This window comes from Dyella humi (assembly GCF_044904605.1).
Classification (GTDB): Bacteria; Pseudomonadota; Gammaproteobacteria; order Xanthomonadales; family Rhodanobacteraceae; genus Dyella_B; species Dyella_B humi.
In genome coordinates, this window is sequence record NZ_JADIKI010000022.1 from 178762 (window position 1) to 197622 (window position 18861).

11 protein-coding genes are annotated in these 18861 nt (G+C 63.6%); 9 read left to right on the plus strand and 2 right to left on the minus strand.

Annotated elements, in window-relative coordinates; translation table 11 throughout:
- Window positions 1–31: 31 nt before the first annotated feature.
- The 9 genes from hrpA to ISP18_RS05725 all read left to right on the plus strand — a co-directional run bounded on the left by hrpA (window position 32) and on the right by ISP18_RS05725 (window position 17233).
- Complete coding sequence (gene hrpA / locus ISP18_RS05685; protein ID WP_380007866.1) at window positions 32–4087, plus strand: ATP-dependent RNA helicase HrpA; 4056 nt, start codon at window positions 32–34, stop codon at window positions 4085–4087.
- Window positions 4088–4205: 118 nt separating this feature from the next.
- A complete protein-coding gene (locus tag ISP18_RS05690) occupies window positions 4206–6332 on the plus strand; it encodes a RelA/SpoT family protein (protein WP_380007869.1) in 2127 nt (708 codons plus the stop codon).
- Between the two features lie 232 nt (window positions 6333–6564).
- Window positions 6565–8286: a tetratricopeptide repeat protein gene (locus ISP18_RS05695; protein ID WP_380007872.1), complete on the plus strand. Its 1722-nt coding sequence runs from the start codon at window positions 6565–6567 to the stop codon at window positions 8284–8286.
- Window positions 8283–9116 carry an SDR family oxidoreductase gene (locus ISP18_RS05700; protein ID WP_380007875.1) on the plus strand — a complete coding sequence of 278 codons (834 nt, stop codon included), beginning with the start codon at window positions 8283–8285 and terminating at the stop codon, window positions 9114–9116. The genes ISP18_RS05695 and ISP18_RS05700 overlap by 4 nt, the downstream gene beginning before the upstream one ends.
- Before the next feature lie 191 nt (window positions 9117–9307).
- Window positions 9308–11650, plus strand: coding sequence for a penicillin-binding protein 1B (mrcB, locus tag ISP18_RS05705; RefSeq protein ID WP_380007878.1), 2343 nt, complete (start codon window positions 9308–9310; stop codon window positions 11648–11650).
- A 6-nt stretch (window positions 11651–11656) separates the two neighbouring features.
- The gene (locus tag ISP18_RS05710; RefSeq protein ID WP_380007881.1) at window positions 11657–12196 is read left to right on the plus strand and encodes a tetratricopeptide repeat protein; all 540 of its coding nucleotides are present in this window, start codon (window positions 11657–11659) and stop codon (window positions 12194–12196) included.
- Window positions 12197–12351: 155 nt separating this feature from the next.
- The gene (locus tag ISP18_RS05715; RefSeq protein ID WP_380007884.1) at window positions 12352–13488 is read left to right on the plus strand and encodes a prephenate dehydrogenase; all 1137 of its coding nucleotides are present in this window, start codon (window positions 12352–12354) and stop codon (window positions 13486–13488) included.
- A gap of 56 nt (window positions 13489–13544) precedes the next feature.
- Window positions 13545–15500 carry an ATP-dependent DNA helicase gene (locus ISP18_RS05720; RefSeq protein ID WP_380007887.1) on the plus strand — a complete coding sequence of 652 codons (1956 nt, stop codon included), beginning with the start codon at window positions 13545–13547 and terminating at the stop codon, window positions 15498–15500.
- A 293-nt stretch (window positions 15501–15793) separates the two neighbouring features.
- Window positions 15794–17233 carry a sugar porter family MFS transporter gene (locus ISP18_RS05725; protein ID WP_380007890.1) on the plus strand — a complete coding sequence of 480 codons (1440 nt, stop codon included), beginning with the start codon at window positions 15794–15796 and terminating at the stop codon, window positions 17231–17233.
- A gap of 61 nt (window positions 17234–17294) precedes the next feature.
- Here ISP18_RS05725 and hemE read toward each other — a convergent pair whose 3' ends face one another.
- Together hemE and ISP18_RS05735 are read right to left on the minus strand one after the other, a co-directional pair.
- The gene (gene hemE, locus ISP18_RS05730; RefSeq protein ID WP_380007893.1) at window positions 17295–18365 is read right to left on the minus strand and encodes a uroporphyrinogen decarboxylase; all 1071 of its coding nucleotides are present in this window, start codon (window positions 18363–18365) and stop codon (window positions 17295–17297) included.
- On the minus strand, window positions 18366–18629 hold the full coding sequence (locus ISP18_RS05735) for a hypothetical protein (protein ID WP_380007896.1): 264 nt from the start codon (window positions 18627–18629) through the stop codon (window positions 18366–18368).
- Window positions 18630–18861: the final 232 nt, after the last annotated feature.

Genomic DNA, 18861 nt, shown 5'->3' on the forward strand with positions numbered 1-18861 from the left:
TCGATAGCTACCGGCTATCATGTATGTCTGCATGAGCGATACGAAGACCAATCTCCCCTCCGCTTCCCCGGAAACCCGTCTGCGCGCCTTGCGCAAATCGTTGGACACGGTTTCCAGCCGCGATTTTGGACGCCTGCTTGGCCGCTGGCGCGGGCTGTCGCGCCGCCCGGACGAGAAAAAGCTGGAAGCGCTGGCCGCCGACATTTCCGCTTCGGCCGCGCGAAGGCAGCGTCGCGCGCAAAGCAAGCCGCCGATTCGGCTGGACGAATCGCTGCCGATCACCGCCCGCGCCGACGAGATCGTCAAGCTGATCCGCGAGCACCAGGTCGTAGTAATCGCCGGCGAAACCGGTTCGGGTAAAACCACCCAACTGCCCAAGCTGTGCCTGACGGCAGGGCGCGGCGAAGCCGGCATGATCGGCTGCACGCAGCCGCGCCGGCTGGCCGCGCGCTCAGTGGCGCGCCGCGTGGCGGAAGAGCTGGACACGCAGCTCGGCGACAAGGTCGGCTTCCAGGTGCGTTTCACCGACCAGGTCTCCGAGCAGAGCCTGATCAAGTTCATGACCGATGGCATCTTGCTGGCCGAAACACAGAACGATCCCTGGCTATCGAACTACGACACGCTGATCATCGACGAGGCGCACGAACGCAGCCTCAACATCGACTTCCTGCTCGGCTATCTGAGGCGCCTGGCGGTAAAGCGGCCGGATCTGAAGATCATCGTCACTTCCGCCACCATCGACACCGCGCGCTTCGCCGAGCATTTCGGCAACGCACCGGTGGTGTCGGTGGAAGGGCGCACGTATCCGGTGGAAGTGCGCTGGCGTTCCGTCGACGAGGTTGCCGCGCGCCGCAATCAGCGCAATAGCGAGTTGCAGCAGGGCAGTGCCGAACATGTCGCCGCTGTGTTGGATGAAATCACCCACGACGATCCGCTCGGCGACGTGCTGGTGTTCATGCCCGGCGAACGCGAGATTCGAGACGCGCACCTGCTGCTGTCGCGCCGGCAATTTCGCGAAACGGAAATCCTGCCGCTGTATGCGCGTCTTTCTGCGACCGATCAGGACCGCGTGTTCAAGCCTGGTCCAAAGCGGCGTGTGGTGCTGGCCACCAACGTGGCGGAAACCTCGCTCACCGTGCCGCGCATCCGCTACGTGATCGACACCGGCACCGCGCGCGTGAAGCGCTACAGCCAACGCAGTCAGCTCGAACGCCTACACGTAGAGCCCATTTCGCAGGCCGCGGCGGATCAGCGCAAGGGACGCTGCGGCCGCGTTGGCCCCGGCATCTGCTATCGCCTGTACGACGAAGCCGATTACGCCGCGCGCGCCGCGTACACCGATCCGGAACTGCTGCGCTCTTCGCTCGCCAACGTAATCCTGCGCATGTTGTCGCTGCAGTTGGGCGAAGTAGATGAATTCCCGTTCCTCGAATCGCCTGATCCGCGAGTGGTGGCCGATGGCTATCGCCGCCTCGCCGAAATCGGTGCGATCGATGACAAACGCCAGCTCACCACGACCGGCCGCACGCTAGCCCGTTTGCCGATCGACGTGCAGCTTGCGCGCATGCTGGTGGAGGCGCACACGCTTGGCAGCCTGCGTGAATTGCTGGTGATCGTGGCCTTCCTCAGTACCCAGGATCCACGCGAACGTCCGGCCGAGGCGCGTCAGCAGGCAGACGCGGCACATGCGGCATTTGCCGAACCCAAGTCTGATTTCGTCGGCGTGCTGAACCTGTGGCGCGAGTACGACAGCGCGCACGAAGAACTGACCCAGTCGAAATTGCGGGATTGGTGTTCGCGACATTTCCTGAGTTTTCTGCGCATGCGTGAATGGCGCGAGCTGCATCGGCAGTTGTTGCTGGTGGTGCACGAGCTTGGGTGGAAGCTGGATACCACTACGCCCTCTCCCCTGCGGGGAGAGGGGACAACCTCGCGAGGAGCAGCAAAAGCGCGCGAAAAGATTTCTCAAAGGACTCGCACGGATACAGCTTCCCGCAAGTCCCAGCCCCTCACCCCAACCCTCTCCCCAGAGGGGAGAGGGAGCGAAAGCAGCGGGGAGGGCGAACAACTCTACGAAGCCATCCACCGCAGCTTGCTAGCAGGTTTGCCCACGCAAGTCGGCCATAAGGACGAGAAGAGTATCTATCGCAGCACCCGCGAACGCCGCTTCCAGGTGTTCCCCGGCTCCGCGCTCGCCAAAACGCCGCCGAACTGGCTCTTCGCCGCACAAATTCTCGATATCGGCGGGCGCGTGTGGGGCATGATGTGCGCCCGTGTCGAGCCGCTGTGGATCGAACAACAGGCCGCGCACCTGTTGCGCAGCACCTGTCGCGATGCGCACTGGTCGCGTAAGCGTGGCACCGTGGTGGCGTACGAACAGGTCAGCCTATTCGGACTGGTGTTGGTCGAGCGGCGAGCAGTGACCTTCCAGAAGCAGGATCCCGCGCTGGCGCACGACATCTTTCTGCGCGAAGCGCTCGCGCGCTGCGACATCGAAACACGCGCGGATTTCGTGCGCGCCAATCAGCGTGTGCTGGAAGACGCGCGCGGCATCGAGGCACGCCAGCGCCGCGAAGGATTGATTCGCCACGAAGACGAACTGGTCGATTTTTTCCGTGGAAAATTGCCGGAGGACGTCGCCAGCAGCCGCGCGCTGGAGGCGTGGTATCGCAACGCGCGTCCCGCCGAACAGGCGGCGTTGCGCTGGTCGATCGACGATGTGATGGTGGGCGGCGCCGGGCTGGACCCGAAGGCGTTTCCGGCTTCGCTCGATATTCCGCCGCAGCGCTATCGTCTCGAATACCGATTCGTGCCGGGCGATGAAGCCGACGGCGTCACGCTGCATCTGCCGCTGGCGATGCTCAATGCGCTGCCCGCTGCGCGCTGCGAGTGGCTGGTGCCTGGCCTGCTCAGCGACAAAGTGGCGGAACTGATTCGCGGACTACCCAAGGCTTTACGTCGCAACTTCGTACCCGCGCCGGATTTTGCGCGTGCCTTCGTCGAGGCGGAAGCGCCGCGCGATGAGCCCCTGATCAAGATGCTTGCCATCTTCCTACGGCGTACGACGGGCGTGGAGATCGAGGCGAGCGAATTCGCGCAGGTAGAACTCGCGCCGCATTTCACGACGCGCTTCCGCCTGCATGACGAACAGGGGCGCACGCTCGCTACGGGGCGTGATCTCACCGCGCTGCGTGACCAATGGGAAGGTCAGGCGCGTGAAGCCTTCTCGCGCAAGACCGACATCGAACTCACACGCGAAGACGTGACGAGCTGGGATTTCGAGGAAATCCCCGAGCAGGTGCGCTCCGAAGGCGGGTTGATGGCGTTCCCCGCGCTGGTGGATCTTGGCGAAGCGGTCGCCTTGCGCGTATTCGAGCGGCACGACGAAGCAAAGGCCGCGCACGTCAAAGGTGTGGAACGCCTACTGCGCAATGCGCTCGCCAGCGACATCAAGCAGGCTCGCCGGCGTTTGCCGGTTTCCAATCCTCTGTCCTTGAAGTATGCGCCGCTCGGCAGCGTGGACAGCATGCGCGAAGACTTGGTGGAAGGCGGCTTCAACGATCTGCTCGAAACGCAGCATCTCAACGTGCGCAGCGCCGCCGCCTTCGAAGTGTTACGCACGCACGCGGCGCGCGAGTTGTTCGCTGCAGCGGTGGAACGGCTGAAGCTGGCCGAACCGATCATCGAAGCGCAGGCCGATCTGAAGCCCTGGCTGCAGCCGCCGTTGATCGGCTTTGCTCGCGCCAGTTACGACGATCTGCGCGAACAGCTTGATGGGCTGCTCGCGCCGGGCTTCCTGCGCGAGCTCTTCACCGCGCGACTCGCGCACTTTCCGCGTTATCTCAAAGCGATGCGTCTGCGCGCCGAGCGTTTGCGCCAGGATCCGGCCAAGGATCAGCAGCGCATGCTGCAGGTGCTGCCGTATTGGCACGAATACCTCAATCATCGCGCGGCTGGTGACGAGGGCCTGGATGAACTGCGCTGGCTGATCGAAGAGTGGCGAGTGTCGCTGTTCGCGCAGGAGTTGAAGACGGCGGAACCGGTGTCGGCAAAGCGCCTGGCGAAGGCGCTGGAAGCGCTGCGCTGACGTAGGCTGGGATTGCCATCCCAGCCTACGCCACGCTTTCTGGCCCCCGTCGAGGTTGCGCTATGCTCCATCACGCATGGCATGATCCCTATGCCGTGCCGCAGAGGAACACCGCACGATGGTTCACGCCACTACCACTGCAAGCCACTTGGCGGCGTGGCAGTCACGGGCCGGCACGCTGCCCCCGGTACTTGCCGACGCGTTGGCGGTGTGCGCGCAGAACGGGGTGAACGAACGCGAGTGTGGCGACGTGCTGGATCTGCTCGCCATGCTCGGTTGCGATGCGCAAACCCAGGCGGCCGCGTTGTGGTTCGAAGTTGCGCGCACGCATCCGCTGGTGTGGGAGCAGCGCGCCGCCTCCGTGCCGGAGGAATTGCAACGCCTGGTCGCCGGGCAGATGGCGGCGGAACGCGTTTGGGCGTTGCATGCGCAGCGACCGCCGGAGGGCGGATCCGAAGGTTTGCGCCGCCTACTGTTGGCGATCATCCGCGACGTGCGCGTGGTATTCATTCTGCTGGCGCGCCAACTGGCCCGCATGCGCGCCGCCGGCAGCTTGCCGGAGGACGAACGGCAGGAACTGGCGCGACTGACCCGGGACATCCATTCACCGCTTGCCAACCGGCTTGGCATCTGGCAGTTGAAATGGGAACTGGAAGACCTCGCCTTCCGCTATCTGCAGTCGGATACGTATCGGCGCATCGCCAAGCTGCTGGACGAGCGTCGCAGCGATCGCGAGCACTTTATCCGCCAAGCGTTGACCGAGCTGGGTGAAGCGCTACGCGCAGCGGATATCCGTGCCGATCTGGCCGGACGTCCCAAGCACATCTACTCCATCTGGAAGAAGATGCAGCGCAAGGCGGTGGAGTTTTCCGATCTCTACGACATTCGCGCCGTGCGCGTGCTGGTGGATTCGGTGTCGGACTGCTACGCCGCGCTTGGCATCGTGCACGCGCTGTGGCCGCACCTGCCCGGCGAGTTCGACGATTACGTGGCGCGCCCCAAAAGCAACGGCTATCGCTCGCTGCACACGGCGGTAATAGGTCCGCACGGCAAAACGCTGGAAGTGCAGATCCGCACGCATGACATGCATCGCGCCAACGAACTGGGCGTGGCCGCGCACTGGCGCTACAAGGAAGGCGGCAGCGGCGATGCGGATTTCGAAGCCAAGATCGCCTGGATGCGAAAACTGCTCGAGCCGCGCAACGATGATGGCGAGCTGGCTGCCGAGTTGCAAACCGAGCTGCTGGAAGACCGCGTCTACGTGCTCACACCCAGGGGCGAAGTGGTCGACATGCCACACGGCGCCACCGTGCTGGATTTCGCTTATCACGTGCACACCGAAGTAGGACATCGCTGCCGTGGCGCCAAGGTCAACGGACGCATCGTGCCGTTGACACATCAGCCGCACAGCGGCGATCGCGTGGAAATACTCACCACCAAGGTGGGCGAGCCGCGTCGCGACTGGCTGTCGCCACATCACGGCTATCTGCACACTAGTCGTGCGCGGGACAAGGTGCGCGCCTGGTTCCGGCGCAGCGCGCACGAGGCCAATCTCGCGGCGGGCCGCGCTCTGTTGGAGCGCGAGCTGAAACGCATGGCGCTGCCGGACGTGGATCTGGCCAAGCTGCCGGCGATGGTCCATCTGCAGACACAGGACGAACTGCTAGTCGGGCTTGCGCTGGGTGAAATCAGCCCCGGGCAGGTGACGCGCCTGCTGCAGGAATCCCAACAACCGCACGAACCGCCGCTCAGCACGCCCTTGCCGGCGGCGCGCCCTACCGTGTTCGACCACAGTGCCATCACCATCGAAGGTGTCGGCAATCTGCTCACCGTACTGGGCAAATGCTGCCAGCCATTGCCGGGTGATCCGGTCCGTGGCTTCATCACGCGCACGCGCGGTGTGTCGGTGCATCGTGCCAATTGCACAAGCCTAGCGCGACTCGCCCGGCGCGATCCGGACCGCGTGATCGAGGTGAGCTGGGGACACGCCGATGCGCAGGCGTACGAAGTCACCATCCAGCTCAACGGCTACGATCGCAAAGGCCTGCAAAAAGATGTCGTGGGCGTGATCAGCAACGCCAACATCGGCATCATCGCCTCCAGCAGCCGCCTGTTTCCGCGTACCGGCGAAGTGGAAATGCGCTACACGCTGCGTGTGCGCGACTTCGAGCAGCTTTCCGCCTTGCTGGACCGGCTCGCTGCGCTGCCGAATGTGGTGGAGGCGCGCAGGGTGGGGGCGGGGTAAGTGGGGCGGGGAACAGGGAACGGGGAACAGGGAACGGGGAGCGTTGAGTTCGAGGCTAACGAAGAGACTTTTTCATCAAGCTGGTTCGCCACTGACTTTCGCCACGTAGTGAAGCCAATGTTCCCCGTTCCCTGTTCCCCATTTCCCGCTTCCTGAACGCAACTTCTCGCTCCCGGCTGCTGTCATCACCGCAATGCTAAGCTGAATACCTTCATCTGCCAGCTCTCGAGCCATGAGCGGAAACCGCGACCCGAACGACCCCGGCTATTCCGGCCGAACCGAACCGAAGCTGGGCAATCTGGATCAGCTGGATCGGCCCCAACCGGCCGTCGAGCCGGACGACGGCTTGCCGCAGATCAAGGTCGAACCCGCTTATCGGCGTGGCTCGTCCTCGGGACGCAGTCCGTATAAAAGGCGCAACTGGGCGTTGCCGCTGCTGATCGCCGTGTTGCTCGCAGCGATCGCCGGCCTGTGGTTCAACCAGAGCCGTTTGCGCAGCCTGGTGCCGCGTACCGATTTCGACGACGTGCTGCATCACGCGCAAGTCGCCTTGCAGCAAGGCCATCTCGACGGCACCGATGGCACCAGTGCGCGCGAGCTGTTCGAAGCGGCGCGCGCGCTTGAGCCGGACAACGATGCCGCGCGGCAAGGTCTCAACGATGTGGGCCGCGCGGAAATCTCCCGCGCAGATGCGGCCTTGCGCGCCGGCAACATCGACGAAGCCAACCAGGCATTGACCAACGCGCGCGAACTGCTCGGTGGCGGCAGCGACGTGGATCGCCTTACCCAGGACATCGCCAAGGCGCAGGTTTCATCGGGCCAGACGGACAGCTTGATCGCGCAAGCGCAACAAGCCCTCTCCAACAACAAGCTCGATGGCCCGGACGGCGCTGCTGCGCTTTATCAGCGCGTGCTGGCGGCCGAGCCGGATAACGCCGTTGCGCGGCACGGCATGGATCAAGTTGGCGATGCGATGGCGGCGCAAATACAGAGATCGCTGAATGCCAACGACATCGCCACCGCGTCAGCCGGCATCGATCGTCTCGCGGCCTTGATGCCCAACTATGCACAACTGCCGACCTTGCGTGCATCGCTGTCCGCCTTGCAAACGCAAGCCAGCAGCGCGCTGACTGATACCATCAACCAAGGCAACGAGGCCTTGCGCGCGGGACGCATCGTCGGCGACGGCAATGACACCGCGCTGGCGCACTTCAAGGCGGCACTCGCCATCGATCCGAACAACGCGCAGGCGAAGGCCGGGCTCGGCCAGGTGGCCGAAGCGCTAGTGGTGCAGGCTAACGCGGCGATCGATGCGGGCGATGCCGATCACGCACGGCAACTGCTGGATCAAGCCGACGCGCTTGCGCCGGGATCGGCTGACTTGGTCGCCGCACGTGCGCGCTTGGGCCAGGCACCCGCTCCTGCTCCCCGCGCCGCAGCGGGCAACGAAAAAGCGACCGCAAGTGCAAGTCAGGAAGACAACGCTCCGCTACCCCAGGCACAGCTGACCGGACAACAGCAGATCCAGGTCGCGGACATGGTGAGTCGCGCCAGACAAGCCGCGGCGCACGGCAATATCATGTCGCCGCCCGGCGACTGCGCGTATGACCTGTATCGCGGCGCGCTCGCCATCGACGGCAACAACCCCGAAGCGCTGGCTGGCCTGCAAGGTCTGCCGGGGTTGGTGCAACAGCAATTCAATCAGGCGTTGCGCGACAGCAATCTCAATAAGGCAGGCAGCCTGCTCGATGCGCTTAGCAATCTCGAGCCGGGCGATACCGCCTTGTCGATCTCGCGCCAGCGCCTGGCGTATGCGTGGGTCGATCAGGCCGAGCAGCAGTTCGATAGCGGTGATCGCAACAACGCCGCTGCATCGCTGTTACAGGGGCGCCGGTTGCTGCCCGACGATCCGCGCGTGCGGGAACTTGCCGCGCGCATGCAGGGTAGTCGATGACGGTATTGGTGTTTGGCGGTAGCAGCCAGATCGGGCATTACCTGCTGCCGTTGCTGGCGACTCGCGATGAACCGGTCGTGGCGTTGAGCCGCTCTGCGCGCGCGCCGGCGCAAGGAGTAACGTGGCTCACCGGGCATCTTCCCGATGCCGTACCTGCCGTCGAAGACATCTCGGCCATTTTTAGTTTCGGCCCATTGCAATCCTTTGCGAGCTGGCTTCAACAGGTCGAACTGCCGCATGCGCCGCGTGTGGTGGTGATCAGTTCGATGAGCGCGGAAACCAAACGCGTCTCGGAAGTGCCGACGGAGCGCGATCTTTCCCAATTGATCCGCGACAGCGAAGCGGCGTTGGCTGCCGTATGCGAGCAGCATGGCAGTGCGTGGACGGTGCTACGTCCCACGCTTATTTATGGCACCGGCCTGGACAAGAGCCTTACGCCGATCGCTCACCGCGCCATGCGCACGCGCGTGTTTCCGCTGCCGCAGGGCCGTGGTTTGCGTCAGCCGGTGCATGCGCAGGATCTGGCTTATGCCGCGCTCGCGGCGCTGGATAAAGCCGACGCCGCTGGCAAGATCCTCGCTATCGGCGGCGGCGAGCAGCTGCCGGTGAGCGAAATGTTTGCGCGCGTGCGGCGTAGCCTTCCGATCGACACCCTGCCTTTGCCGTTGCCGGCATGGCTGCTGCGGCTGGCTCGTGGCAGCGTGGGACCGTTGCGCGGACCGTTGAGCCGCCTGGAGGCGGATCTGGTCGCCGACAACGCCGAGATGACTCGACTGTTGGGTGTGCAGCCGCGGCCGTTCCGCCCGGATGCGGACTGCTGGCGCGTTTAACCCTATGTTCCATCCTGCGAAAAGCTCCTCGCGAGGTCGGTCGGGTGGATAGGGCAACGTGAAACGCCTGTGCAAACGCCGCGGGATGCCCGCGTTACGCCATTCCTGGCAGGCCTGCATTCATCCGACCGCCGGGTGCCGGGCCCTATGATCCGATACCGCCGATCCGACTTTCCCACACTGGATACCCCTTGGACTTTCTGAGCCGACTCCGTTCGATCGCAAGCGCATGTTGGCCCTGGCTGCGCATTCCGTTCTGGGTCTGCACGGGCCTGTTGTTCGGTTTCCTGCTGCCGTATTCGCTGATTCTCAACAAGCGCGTGCAGGATCGCTTCAACGACCTCGTGTTCGCGGTACCCACACGCATCTACTCGCAACCGTTGCGGCTGGCTCCCAGCGTGCCGATGACGCCGAGTACGCTGGAAGTGGAGCTGACCTTTTCCGGCTACGTGAACGAGAGTGGCGGCGAGGTGCCCGGCAGCTGGGCGAAGAAGGGCAGCACTTATTTCATTTCCTCGCGCGGCTACGCCGGACCGGATGGCGGCGAACTGCCCAAGCACATCCGCGTGGCACTGGGCGAAGGTGTGGTGCAGTCGGTAACCGATCTGGGCGCTGGGAAATCGCTGGCGGAAACGCATCTGGATCCTGCCCGCATCGCGACCGTATACGGTGCCAAGCAGGAAGATCGCAGCTACCTCCAATTAAGCGATGTGCCGCAACTGCTGGTGGGTGGTTTGCAGGCAGTGGAAGACCGAGACTTCAAGCATCACATCGGCGTCGACTTCACCGCCATCCTGCGCGCCATGTTTGCCGACTTGCGCGCCGGCCACACCGTGCAGGGTGCGTCCACGCTCACGCAGCAGTTGGTGCGCAATCTGTTCCTCAATCGCGAACAGACCATGGGGCGCAAGGCGAACGAAGCGCTGATGGCGATCCTGCTGGAGCGGCACTACAGCAAGGCGCGCATCCTGGAGGCGTACATCAACGAAGTGTTCCTCGGCCAGCAGGGCAGCCAGGCGGTGCACGGTTTTGCCGCGGCGTCGGAGTTTTATTTCGGGCGTCGCCTTGAATACCTGCGCCCGCAGGAAATCGCCTTGCTGGTCGGGCTGGTGAAAGGTCCCAGCCAGCTCGATCCGCGTCGTTATCCCGACCGCGCTCTGTCGCGGCGCAATCTAGTGCTGGATCAATTTGCGCAGACGGGCCTGCTCACGCCGGAGCAGGCGAATGCCGCGAAAGCCATGCCGCTGGGCGTCATCACCGATGGCCAGTTGCCGCATAACCGCTTCCCGGCCTTCATGGAACTGGTGCGTCAGCAGATCATCAACGATTTTGACGAAGACACGCTCAAGCAGGGCAATCTTTCCGTCTTCACCACGCTCGATCCGGCCACGCAGTTGTATACGGAGCAGTCGATCAGTACCGCGATCAAGAACCTCGGCAAACGCGGCGAGGATACACAGGGCGCAGGGGTGGTGACTGATTCGAAGACCGGCAGCGTGCTTGCGGTGGTCGGTAGCAAAGTCGCCGACGAGCAAGGCTTCAATCGCGCACTGGATGCGCAGCGGCCGATCGGCTCCACCATCAAGCCGTTCGTGTATCTGGTTGCGTTGACCAATCCGGAGCGCTGGAACCTCGCTACCCAGCTGGACGATTCGCCGATCAGCATGAAGCAACCCGACGGCAGCTGGTGGACGCCGCACAACGACGACAACCAGAGCCACGGCATGGTGCCGATGGTCGATGCGCTGGCCAATTCCTGGAACCTCGCCACCATCCATCTCGGCATGGACGTAGGCGTGCAGCGCATCAAGGCGTTCCTCGATTCGTTCGGGTTGACGCAGATCCAGCCCGGTCCATCGTTGTTGATCGGTGCAGTCGATCTGTCGCCGCTGCAAGTAACACAGCTCTACCAGTACATCGCCTCGGACGGCCACGCTTTGCCGCTGCTGTCGGTGAGCGGCGTGGTCGACGGCAACGGCCGCACCATCAAGCGCTATGAAGTGGAAGCCGGCAAGGGTGAATACCAGCCCGCCGTGCGTCTGATGACCTGGGCGATGCAGCAAGTGACCACGTATGGCACAGCCCGCTCGCTGGGGGATGGCAACCTGGCCTCGCTGCATACGGCTGGCAAGACCGGCACTAGCAACGATCTGCGCGACAGCTGGTTTGCAGGCTTCACCGGCGACCGCTTGGCCGTGTTCTGGATGGGCCGCGACGATAACAAGCCGAGCCATCTGTGGGGCTCCACCGGTGCCCTGCGCGCCTGGCAGGAACTGTTCCGTAAGCTGCCCACGGTGCCGCTGTCACCGGCGCCGGGCGATGGTTTGGAAATGGCCTGGATCAATCCCACCGACGGCCGGCGCAGCGACCCGGCGTGCTCGGGCGCCAAGCAGGTGCCGGTGATCGCCGGTACGCTGTCCACCGATTCGGAGGGGTGCTTCTGGCAAAAAGTCGGTAATCTCTTTGGCTCTGGTCAGAGCGCTTCGGCTCCGGCCTCCGACACGCCAGCCGCCGCCACCGTCAGCAATCAGTAGCCAAGCATGATCATGTCGTACTGTCCGATCCGCATCCGCACCCCCTTCGTGCCCGCCGCGCTCGCGGCCATCCTGCTCGCCGCCTGCGCCCAGCCCGCGCCTGAGGCACCCAAGCCGCAGGGAAAATCCACCGCGGCGATGGTGGACGAGATTCGCGCCGCTGGTGAGCGCGATAAATCGGTGATCAACGTGCATCCCTTGGTCGATCCGGGCATCGTCTCTCTGCAGGATGGCGCGCGTCAGGATGAACGTAACGGCCAGTACCAGGCCGCTGGCGAAAAGCTGGACATGGCGCTGAAGCGCAATCCCGATGCGCCGGATGTGCTGCAAGACCGCGCCGAAGTCGCCATCTATGTGGGCGATTTCCAGCTTGCCGAAAAGCTTGCGCATCAGTCGTGGACGTTGGGTTCCAAACAGGGGCCGCTGTGTGCGCGCAATTGGCAGACCATCGTGGAAATTCGTCAGCATGCCAACGATGAGCAGGGCGCCGCGGCGGCGAGCAAGTGGGTGGGTGAATGCCGCGAGCCGGGTATACAGCGGCTTTGATGGCGACGACCACTCCCCCTCCTCTCCGGGGAGGGGGTAGGGATGAGGGGCCAGCCAGCTATCCCTGATCGTCATTCCGGATGACGACAAGCAAGTAGGCGCATTACGAAAGGGGAACCCATCTTGCGCGCGATTCCATCAAAGCATCCTTCCGCATGACTCACGACAAGCCACGGATCGGCCTCGTCGGCAGCCAAGGCGCCTACGGTCGATGGCTGCGCCGCTTCTTCGAAGAGCGCATGGGTCTGCAGGTCCTAGGTCGCGATCCTCACGGCGATACGACATTGTCGGAACGCGCCCTGATCGAAGGGATCGACGTACTGATCTTCTGCGCGCCGATCCGCGAGACGCCCGCCGTGATCCGCCGCTACGTCGACCGAGCCGCCGGCATCGAACGCGAGCAGCTCTGGCTGGACATCACGTCGATCAAGGCCGCGCCGGTCGCGGCCATGCTCACCTCGCAAGCCGAAGTGGTGGGCCTGCATCCGATGAGCGCCGCACCCAAGGCAGCCACCTTACGCGGCCGTGCGATGGTGGTGTGCGAAGCGCGCCTGCATAGATGGCGTGCGTGGCTGGAGCAATTCCTCGTCGCCAGCGAAGCCGATTGCGTGCGCGCCGACGCCGAACGGCACGACCGCGTGATGGCGCTAGTGCAAGGCATGGTGCACGCCACGCACATGGCGCAGGGTGCGGTGTTGCGTGAGCTGGCACCTGCGGTGGGCGATTTCGATGGCATCCGTCCTTTCAGTTCAGTGGGCTACGAACTCGACATGGCGGTAACGCGTCGCATCCTTGCTGGCAATCCGGCCATCTATCAGGACATTCAATTCGAGAATCCCTACGTTGCGCCCATGCTGGAACGCCTCGCTGCGCATCTGGATACGCTACGCGATCTGGTGCGCAGCGGCGACGATGCGGCGCGCGACGAATTGCGCGAAAAACTGCTTACACAAAGCCGCACATACGTCGGTGAGCAGGCGGTGGCCGAAGGCAGTTACGCCTTCGAGCGCCTGGGCTATCTGCTCGCCGATCTGCACGAGCCGCGTTACATCAGTGTGTTTCTGCCGCTGGATCGGCCAGGATCGTTGCGAACCCTGCTATCGGTGTTCGAGCAACGCGGTATCAATCTCGACTCCATTCATTCTTCGCGCAGCGCGGAAGGCGAGCTGTTGTTCCGCATCGGCGTCGCCAGGGACACTCACGCCACGGTGCTGCGCGATGCCATGCGCGCCATCGAACACGAAGGCATTGGTCGTGTGGTGGACGCCGCGGGTGTGAGTGAGGCGTCATAGTTCTTGAATCCGGCTTTCCCATACCGCCCGCGCGGCTGCTGCGCGATACTGTGCCGATGACCGACACCGACGACATCGGCGCACTGCTCGGCGCCGACGGCCCGTTTGCCCGCGAATTGCCGAATTTCGCCCCGCGCCTTGCGCAGCAGGTGATGGCCCGCGCGGTGCAGCACGCCATCGCTGAATGCGAAACGCTTATTGCCGAAGCCGGTACCGGCACGGGTAAAACCTACGCCTATCTAGTGCCGGCGATGTTATCGGGTGAGCGGGTGATCGTTTCCACCGGCACCAAGGCGCTGCAGGATCAGCTCTTTTTCCGCGACATACCGAAAGTGCGCTCGGTACTCGGCGCGCGCTTGAAGACAGCGTTGCTCAAAGGGCGTGCCAATTACCTGTGTTTGTATCGTCTGGATCAGACGGTGCGCGAGGGGGCCAGTTTCGATCGCAATCAAGCGACGCAGCTGGCGGCGATTCGTGCGTGGTCCGCGCGCACACGCCGCGGTGACCGCATGGAACTGGCGGAGGTGCCGGAGGATTCGCCGCTGTGGCCGCGCGTCACCTCCACGCCGGAAAACTGCCTGGGCGTGGAATGTCCGTTCTACGACGATTGCCACGTGATCGCCGCGCGCCGCGAAGCGCAGGAGGCGGATCTGGTGGTAGTGAATCATCACCTGCTGTTCGCGGACCTGGCCTTGAAGCAGGAGGGTTTCGGCGAAATCCTGCCTGGCGCGCAGGCATTCATTCTGGATGAAGCGCATCAGGTGCCGGAACTCGCCGGGCAGTTCTTTTCGCAAAGTATCAGCGCGCGCCAGCTCACCGAATTGGCGCAGGATGCGCTGGCCGAATGCAACGGCATCACTGGGGCGATCGGTCTGGTGTTGGAACCGGTCGAGGCTTTGCAGGAAGCCGTGCGCAAGTTCCGGCTGGCGATCGACAGCTTGCCTGTGCGTGGCGCTTTCCATGAGTTGTTGCGGCGTGATGGTGTACCGGCGGCGTTGCATGATCTGGGCGAAGTGCTGGCTGCGCTGACCGATGCGCTTGCTTCGCAGGCGGAGCGTTCGCGCGGTCTAATGAACGTGCACGAGCGCGCGGTGCATTTGAGCGAGCGTTTGGATCGCGTCGCCGAAAAGTCTTCCGAGCATGATGTGCGCTGGTATGAACTGTTCCCGCGAGGCTTTTCGCTGCACGCCACGCCGTTGGACTTGGCAGCACCGCTGCGCGCCATGCGCGAACGCACGCATGCGGCGTGGATCCATACCTCGGCGACGTTGTCGGTTGCGGGGCAGTTCGATCATTTCGCGCGCCAGCTCGGCCTGGACGATCCGCAGACCTTGAGTCTCGAAAGTCCTTTCGATTACGCGCGCCAGGCGTTGTGCTACATGCCGGAAGGTTTGCCCGATCCGGCGATGCGCGATTACACCGACCGCGTGATCGACGCCACGCTGCCGGTGCTGGAAGCTTCCAACGGCCGCGCGTTCCTGTTGTTCACGTCGCATCGCGCATTGCGCCGTGCAGCCGATCTGCTGGCCGATCGCGTGCCGTGGCCCTTGTTCGTGCAGGGCAGTGCGCCGCGGCATCAATTGCTGGAAGAGTTTCGCAACAGCGGCCATGGCGTGCTGCTTGGCGCGGCCAGCTTCTGGGAAGGCGTGGACGTGGCCGGCGAAGCATTATCGGTCGTGATGATCGACAAGCTGCCGTTCGCCGCGCCGGACGATCCGGTGCTTCAGGCGCGTCTTGAGGCATTGGAGCAGGCGGGCATCAACCCGTTCATGGGCTGGCAGGTGCCTTCTGCCGCGATTGCGCTGAAGCAGGGGGCAGGGCGCCTGATTCGCGATGTGCATGATCGCGGTGTGCTGATGCTGTGCGATCCGCGCCTCACCACCAAAAGTTACGGCAAGCTGTTTCTCAATAGCTTGCCGCCGATGCCGCGCACGCGGGATGTCGGCGATGTGCGGCGTTTCTTCGAGCATGCTGACGCGCTTGTTTCCTCTCCCCTCCGTGGAGAGGATTAGGGTGAGGGTGTAGGTTGGCGGTGAGCGCATGCGAACCCCAACACAACACGCCTCGACATAACAGCAGGCATGGCGGTGTTGGGGTTCGTCTACGCGTCACCCCAACCTACGCGCTTTGACGGAGTTCTCCGGCAAGATTGGCTATCCCGCCAAAATGGAAGGGGAACGCCACCGGGCATATGATGCGACGCTGCTAGAGTTCCGGCTCTGCATACGTATTCAGTCAGACAGGACTGCGAAGCATGCGCAGAATCGTCCACCACTTGAAGCCATCATGCGGGGAGCATGAGCCCATGCACTTAAATACAAATACAGATGCGAGCGCGACGCAGGGGGAAGAAGGGCGCGCCACGGCTAGAGTTGTGCTGATCGCTGCCGCAGCGGCCATCGGCGGATTCCTCTTCGGATTCGATACGGCGGTGATCAACGGTGCGGTTGATGCAGTGCGTCATGGCTTCGGCCTGAGCGCCGGGCAGATCGGCATCGCCGTGTCGTGCGCCTTGCTCGGCTCCGCGCTGGGCGCGTGGTACGCGGGGCCGCTGGCCGATCGGCTGGGCCGCGTGCGCAGCATGCAGGTGGCGGCGCTGTTCCTGGTGCTGTGCGCGATCGGCTCGGGGTTGGTGCACGGTGTATGGGATCTGATGTTCTGGCGCGTGATTGGCGGTATCGGCGTGGGCATGGCTTCGGTCATTGCACCGGCCTACATTGCCGAGGTATCGCCAGCGAATGTGCGCGGACGTCTCGGTTCGATGCAGCAGCTCGCGATCGTGCTCGGCATTTTCGTGGCGCTGCTCAGCGATGCGTGGTTGGCGAGCACGGCCGGCGGCGCCGCAGGGAAGTTGTGGTTCGGGCTGGAAGCCTGGCGCTGGATGTTCCTGGTCGCCACGCTGCCGGCGTTGATTTACGGCGTGCTGGTGCTGGGTGTGCCGGAATCACCGCGTTACCTCGTCGCACGCGGACGCTCCGCCGAAGCGCGCGTGGTGTTGGCGAAAGTGCTGGATTTGCACACCGATCATGCACTGGACGCGAAGATCAACGACATCGCGCACAGCTTGAAAGTGGAATACCGACCAAGCTTGAAAGATCTGCGCGGTCCGCGCGCCGGTTTGTTGCCGATCGTGTGGGTGGGCATTCTGCTGTCGGTGTTCCAGCAGTTCGTCGGCATCAACGTGATTTTCTATTACTCGTCGACGCTGTGGCATTCGGTGGGCTTCAGCGAAGCCGATTCGTTCTCGATCACCGTATTCACGTCGATCGTCAATGTGTTGGTGACGCTGGTGGCCATCGCGCTGGTCGATAAGATCGGACGCAAACCGCTGCTCCTGATCGGTTCGGCGGGCATGGCCATTACGCTGGCCTTGATGGCGTGGTGTTTTTCGCAAGCGATCGGCAGCGGTGCAGCGCTGAGCCTGCCGGCGCCCTGGGGCATGGTCGCGCTGGTGGCCGCCAATGCCTACGTCGTGTGCTTCGGCTTGAGCTGGGGACCGATGGTATGGGTGCTGCTGGGCGAGATGTTTCCCAACAGCATCCGTGCGATCGCGCTGGCGGTGGCGGCGGCGGCGCAGTGGGTGGCCAATTTCGTCATCACCAGCACCTTTCCGTGGCTGGCGCAGATCGGTCTTGCTTTCGCATACGGCTTGTATGCGCTGTTCGCTTTTGTTTCCCTGCTATTCGTGATGCGCGCCGTGCGCGAAACGCGTGGCATGGAACTGGAAGACATGCGCGCATCGTGACACTTTCGCGCCGGCACGCAGTTCTCGTGGAATGCCGTGCCGGTGAGAAGGGGAATCAAGTTCAGGCGACGCGCAGCACGCGGCTGTACGCGTGCACTTCATCGACCAGCACCTTCACGTGCTCGGGATCGACTTCTGGTGTTACGCCGTGGCCAAGATTGAACACATGGCCTGGATGGTTGCCATAGCTGTCGAGCACGCGCCGCACTTCGCGGCGAATCACGTCGGGACTGGCGCGCAACACGGCCGGATCGAGATTACCTTGCAACGCAACCTTGCCGTCTACGGCGCGGCGCGCATCGGCGAGGTCGATGGTCCAATCCACGCCGAGCGCGGCGCAGCCGGTTTCCGCCATCTCAGCGAGATGGGTGTTTGCACCCTTGGAGAACAGGATCACCGGCACGTCGCGCGCGTGGAGGTCTGATTTCAGCGCCTCGACCACTTGTGCGAGGTAGCGCAGCGAGAATTCACGAAACGCCGCCGGACCCAGCAAGCCGCCCCAGGTGTCGAAGATCATCAATACTTGTGCGCCGGCAGCTGCCTGTGCGGTGAGGTAGGCGACCACGGAGCGCGCCAGGGTATCGAGCAGCTTGTGCGCGAGCGCCGAGTCGTTCCAGCACATCGACTTGAGGGTGGCGAAATCGCGTGAGCCTTCGCCTTCCACCATGTAGCAGGCGAGCGTCCACGGACTGCCGGAAAAACCGATCAGCGGAACGCGGCCGGCGAGTTCGCGGCGAATCACACGCACCGCGTCCATCACGTAGCGCAATTCGCTTTCCATGTCCGGCACGCCCAGCCGTTCCACGTCGGCACGCGTGCGCACCGGGTGCGCGAATTGCGGGCCTTCGCCTTGTGCGAAGGAGAGACCAAGGCCCATCGCATCAGGAATGGTGAGGATGTCGGAGAACAGGATGGCCGCATCTAGGTCGTAGCGCTCCAGCGGCTGCAGCGTCACTTCGCAGGCCAGTTCGGGGCTTTGCGCCAGGGCCATGAAGCTGCCGGCTTTCGCGCGCGTGGCGCGGTATTCGGGCAGGTAGCGGCCGGCTTGGCGCATCACCCACACGGGCGTGGTATCGACAGGCTCGTGACGCAGGGCGCGCAGCAAGCGATCATTCTTCAAAGAGGTAGACATTTATCGGCGTCCGTAGGGGCCATCTACCCCTTGGGCAAAGACCACGCGATAGCCGCGCTTGAGCTGGGTATCGCGCACTTTTTCGAAGGCGGCGATGGCTTCATCGCGCTCCAGGTATTGATCGCGTTTGAGCGTGGCGCGGCCACCCTGCGTGCCGGACTCGCGGTACAGCGTCCAGCCGCCGAGCAGATCCTGCTCCAGCACGATCTGAACGTAACGCGGCGGTTCGGCCGAGGCTGGCATGGTTTGCAGGTAAAGGCGCATGGCGTCCAGTATGACGGTACGGCGGCAAGGCCGCAGGCAGTTCATTTTAGAGGGCTGGCGCCTCGCTAGCGAGCGTCGGCTTTTGCTTATGCCTACGGGCAAGAGCAGGGCATGCAGTTTCAGGTGCGTATAAGGCTGCCGCGTTGCTGGCCGATCCCTGAAGCAAGGCGGGCAAGCGGGCGATCATCCGTGTCCTGTTTTGCAAACTCGAGCGAGTAGCAACGCGGATCGA

Bases quoted from the DNA above. Each gene is read 5' to 3' on its own strand.
- hrpA (WP_380007866.1), top strand. From the start codon at position 32: ATGAGCGATACGAAGACCAATCTCCCCTCCGCTTCCCCGGAAACCCGT.
- ISP18_RS05690 (WP_380007869.1), top strand. From the start codon at position 4,206: ATGGTTCACGCCACTACCACTGCAAGCCACTTGGCGGCGTGGCAGTCA.
- ISP18_RS05695 (WP_380007872.1), top strand. From the start codon at position 6,565: ATGAGCGGAAACCGCGACCCGAACGACCCCGGCTATTCCGGCCGAACC.
- ISP18_RS05700 (WP_380007875.1), top strand. From the start codon at position 8,283: ATGACGGTATTGGTGTTTGGCGGTAGCAGCCAGATCGGGCATTACCTG.
- ISP18_RS05710 (WP_380007881.1), top strand. From the start codon at position 11,657: ATGATCATGTCGTACTGTCCGATCCGCATCCGCACCCCCTTCGTGCCC.
- ISP18_RS05715 (WP_380007884.1), top strand. From the start codon at position 12,352: ATGACTCACGACAAGCCACGGATCGGCCTCGTCGGCAGCCAAGGCGCC.
- ISP18_RS05720 (WP_380007887.1), top strand. From the start codon at position 13,545: ATGACCGACACCGACGACATCGGCGCACTGCTCGGCGCCGACGGCCCG.
- ISP18_RS05725 (WP_380007890.1), top strand. From the start codon at position 15,794: ATGCACTTAAATACAAATACAGATGCGAGCGCGACGCAGGGGGAAGAA.
- hemE (WP_380007893.1), bottom strand. From the start codon at position 18,365: ATGTCTACCTCTTTGAAGAATGATCGCTTGCTGCGCGCCCTGCGTCAC.
- ISP18_RS05735 (WP_380007896.1), bottom strand. From the start codon at position 18,629: ATGCGCCTTTACCTGCAAACCATGCCAGCCTCGGCCGAACCGCCGCGT.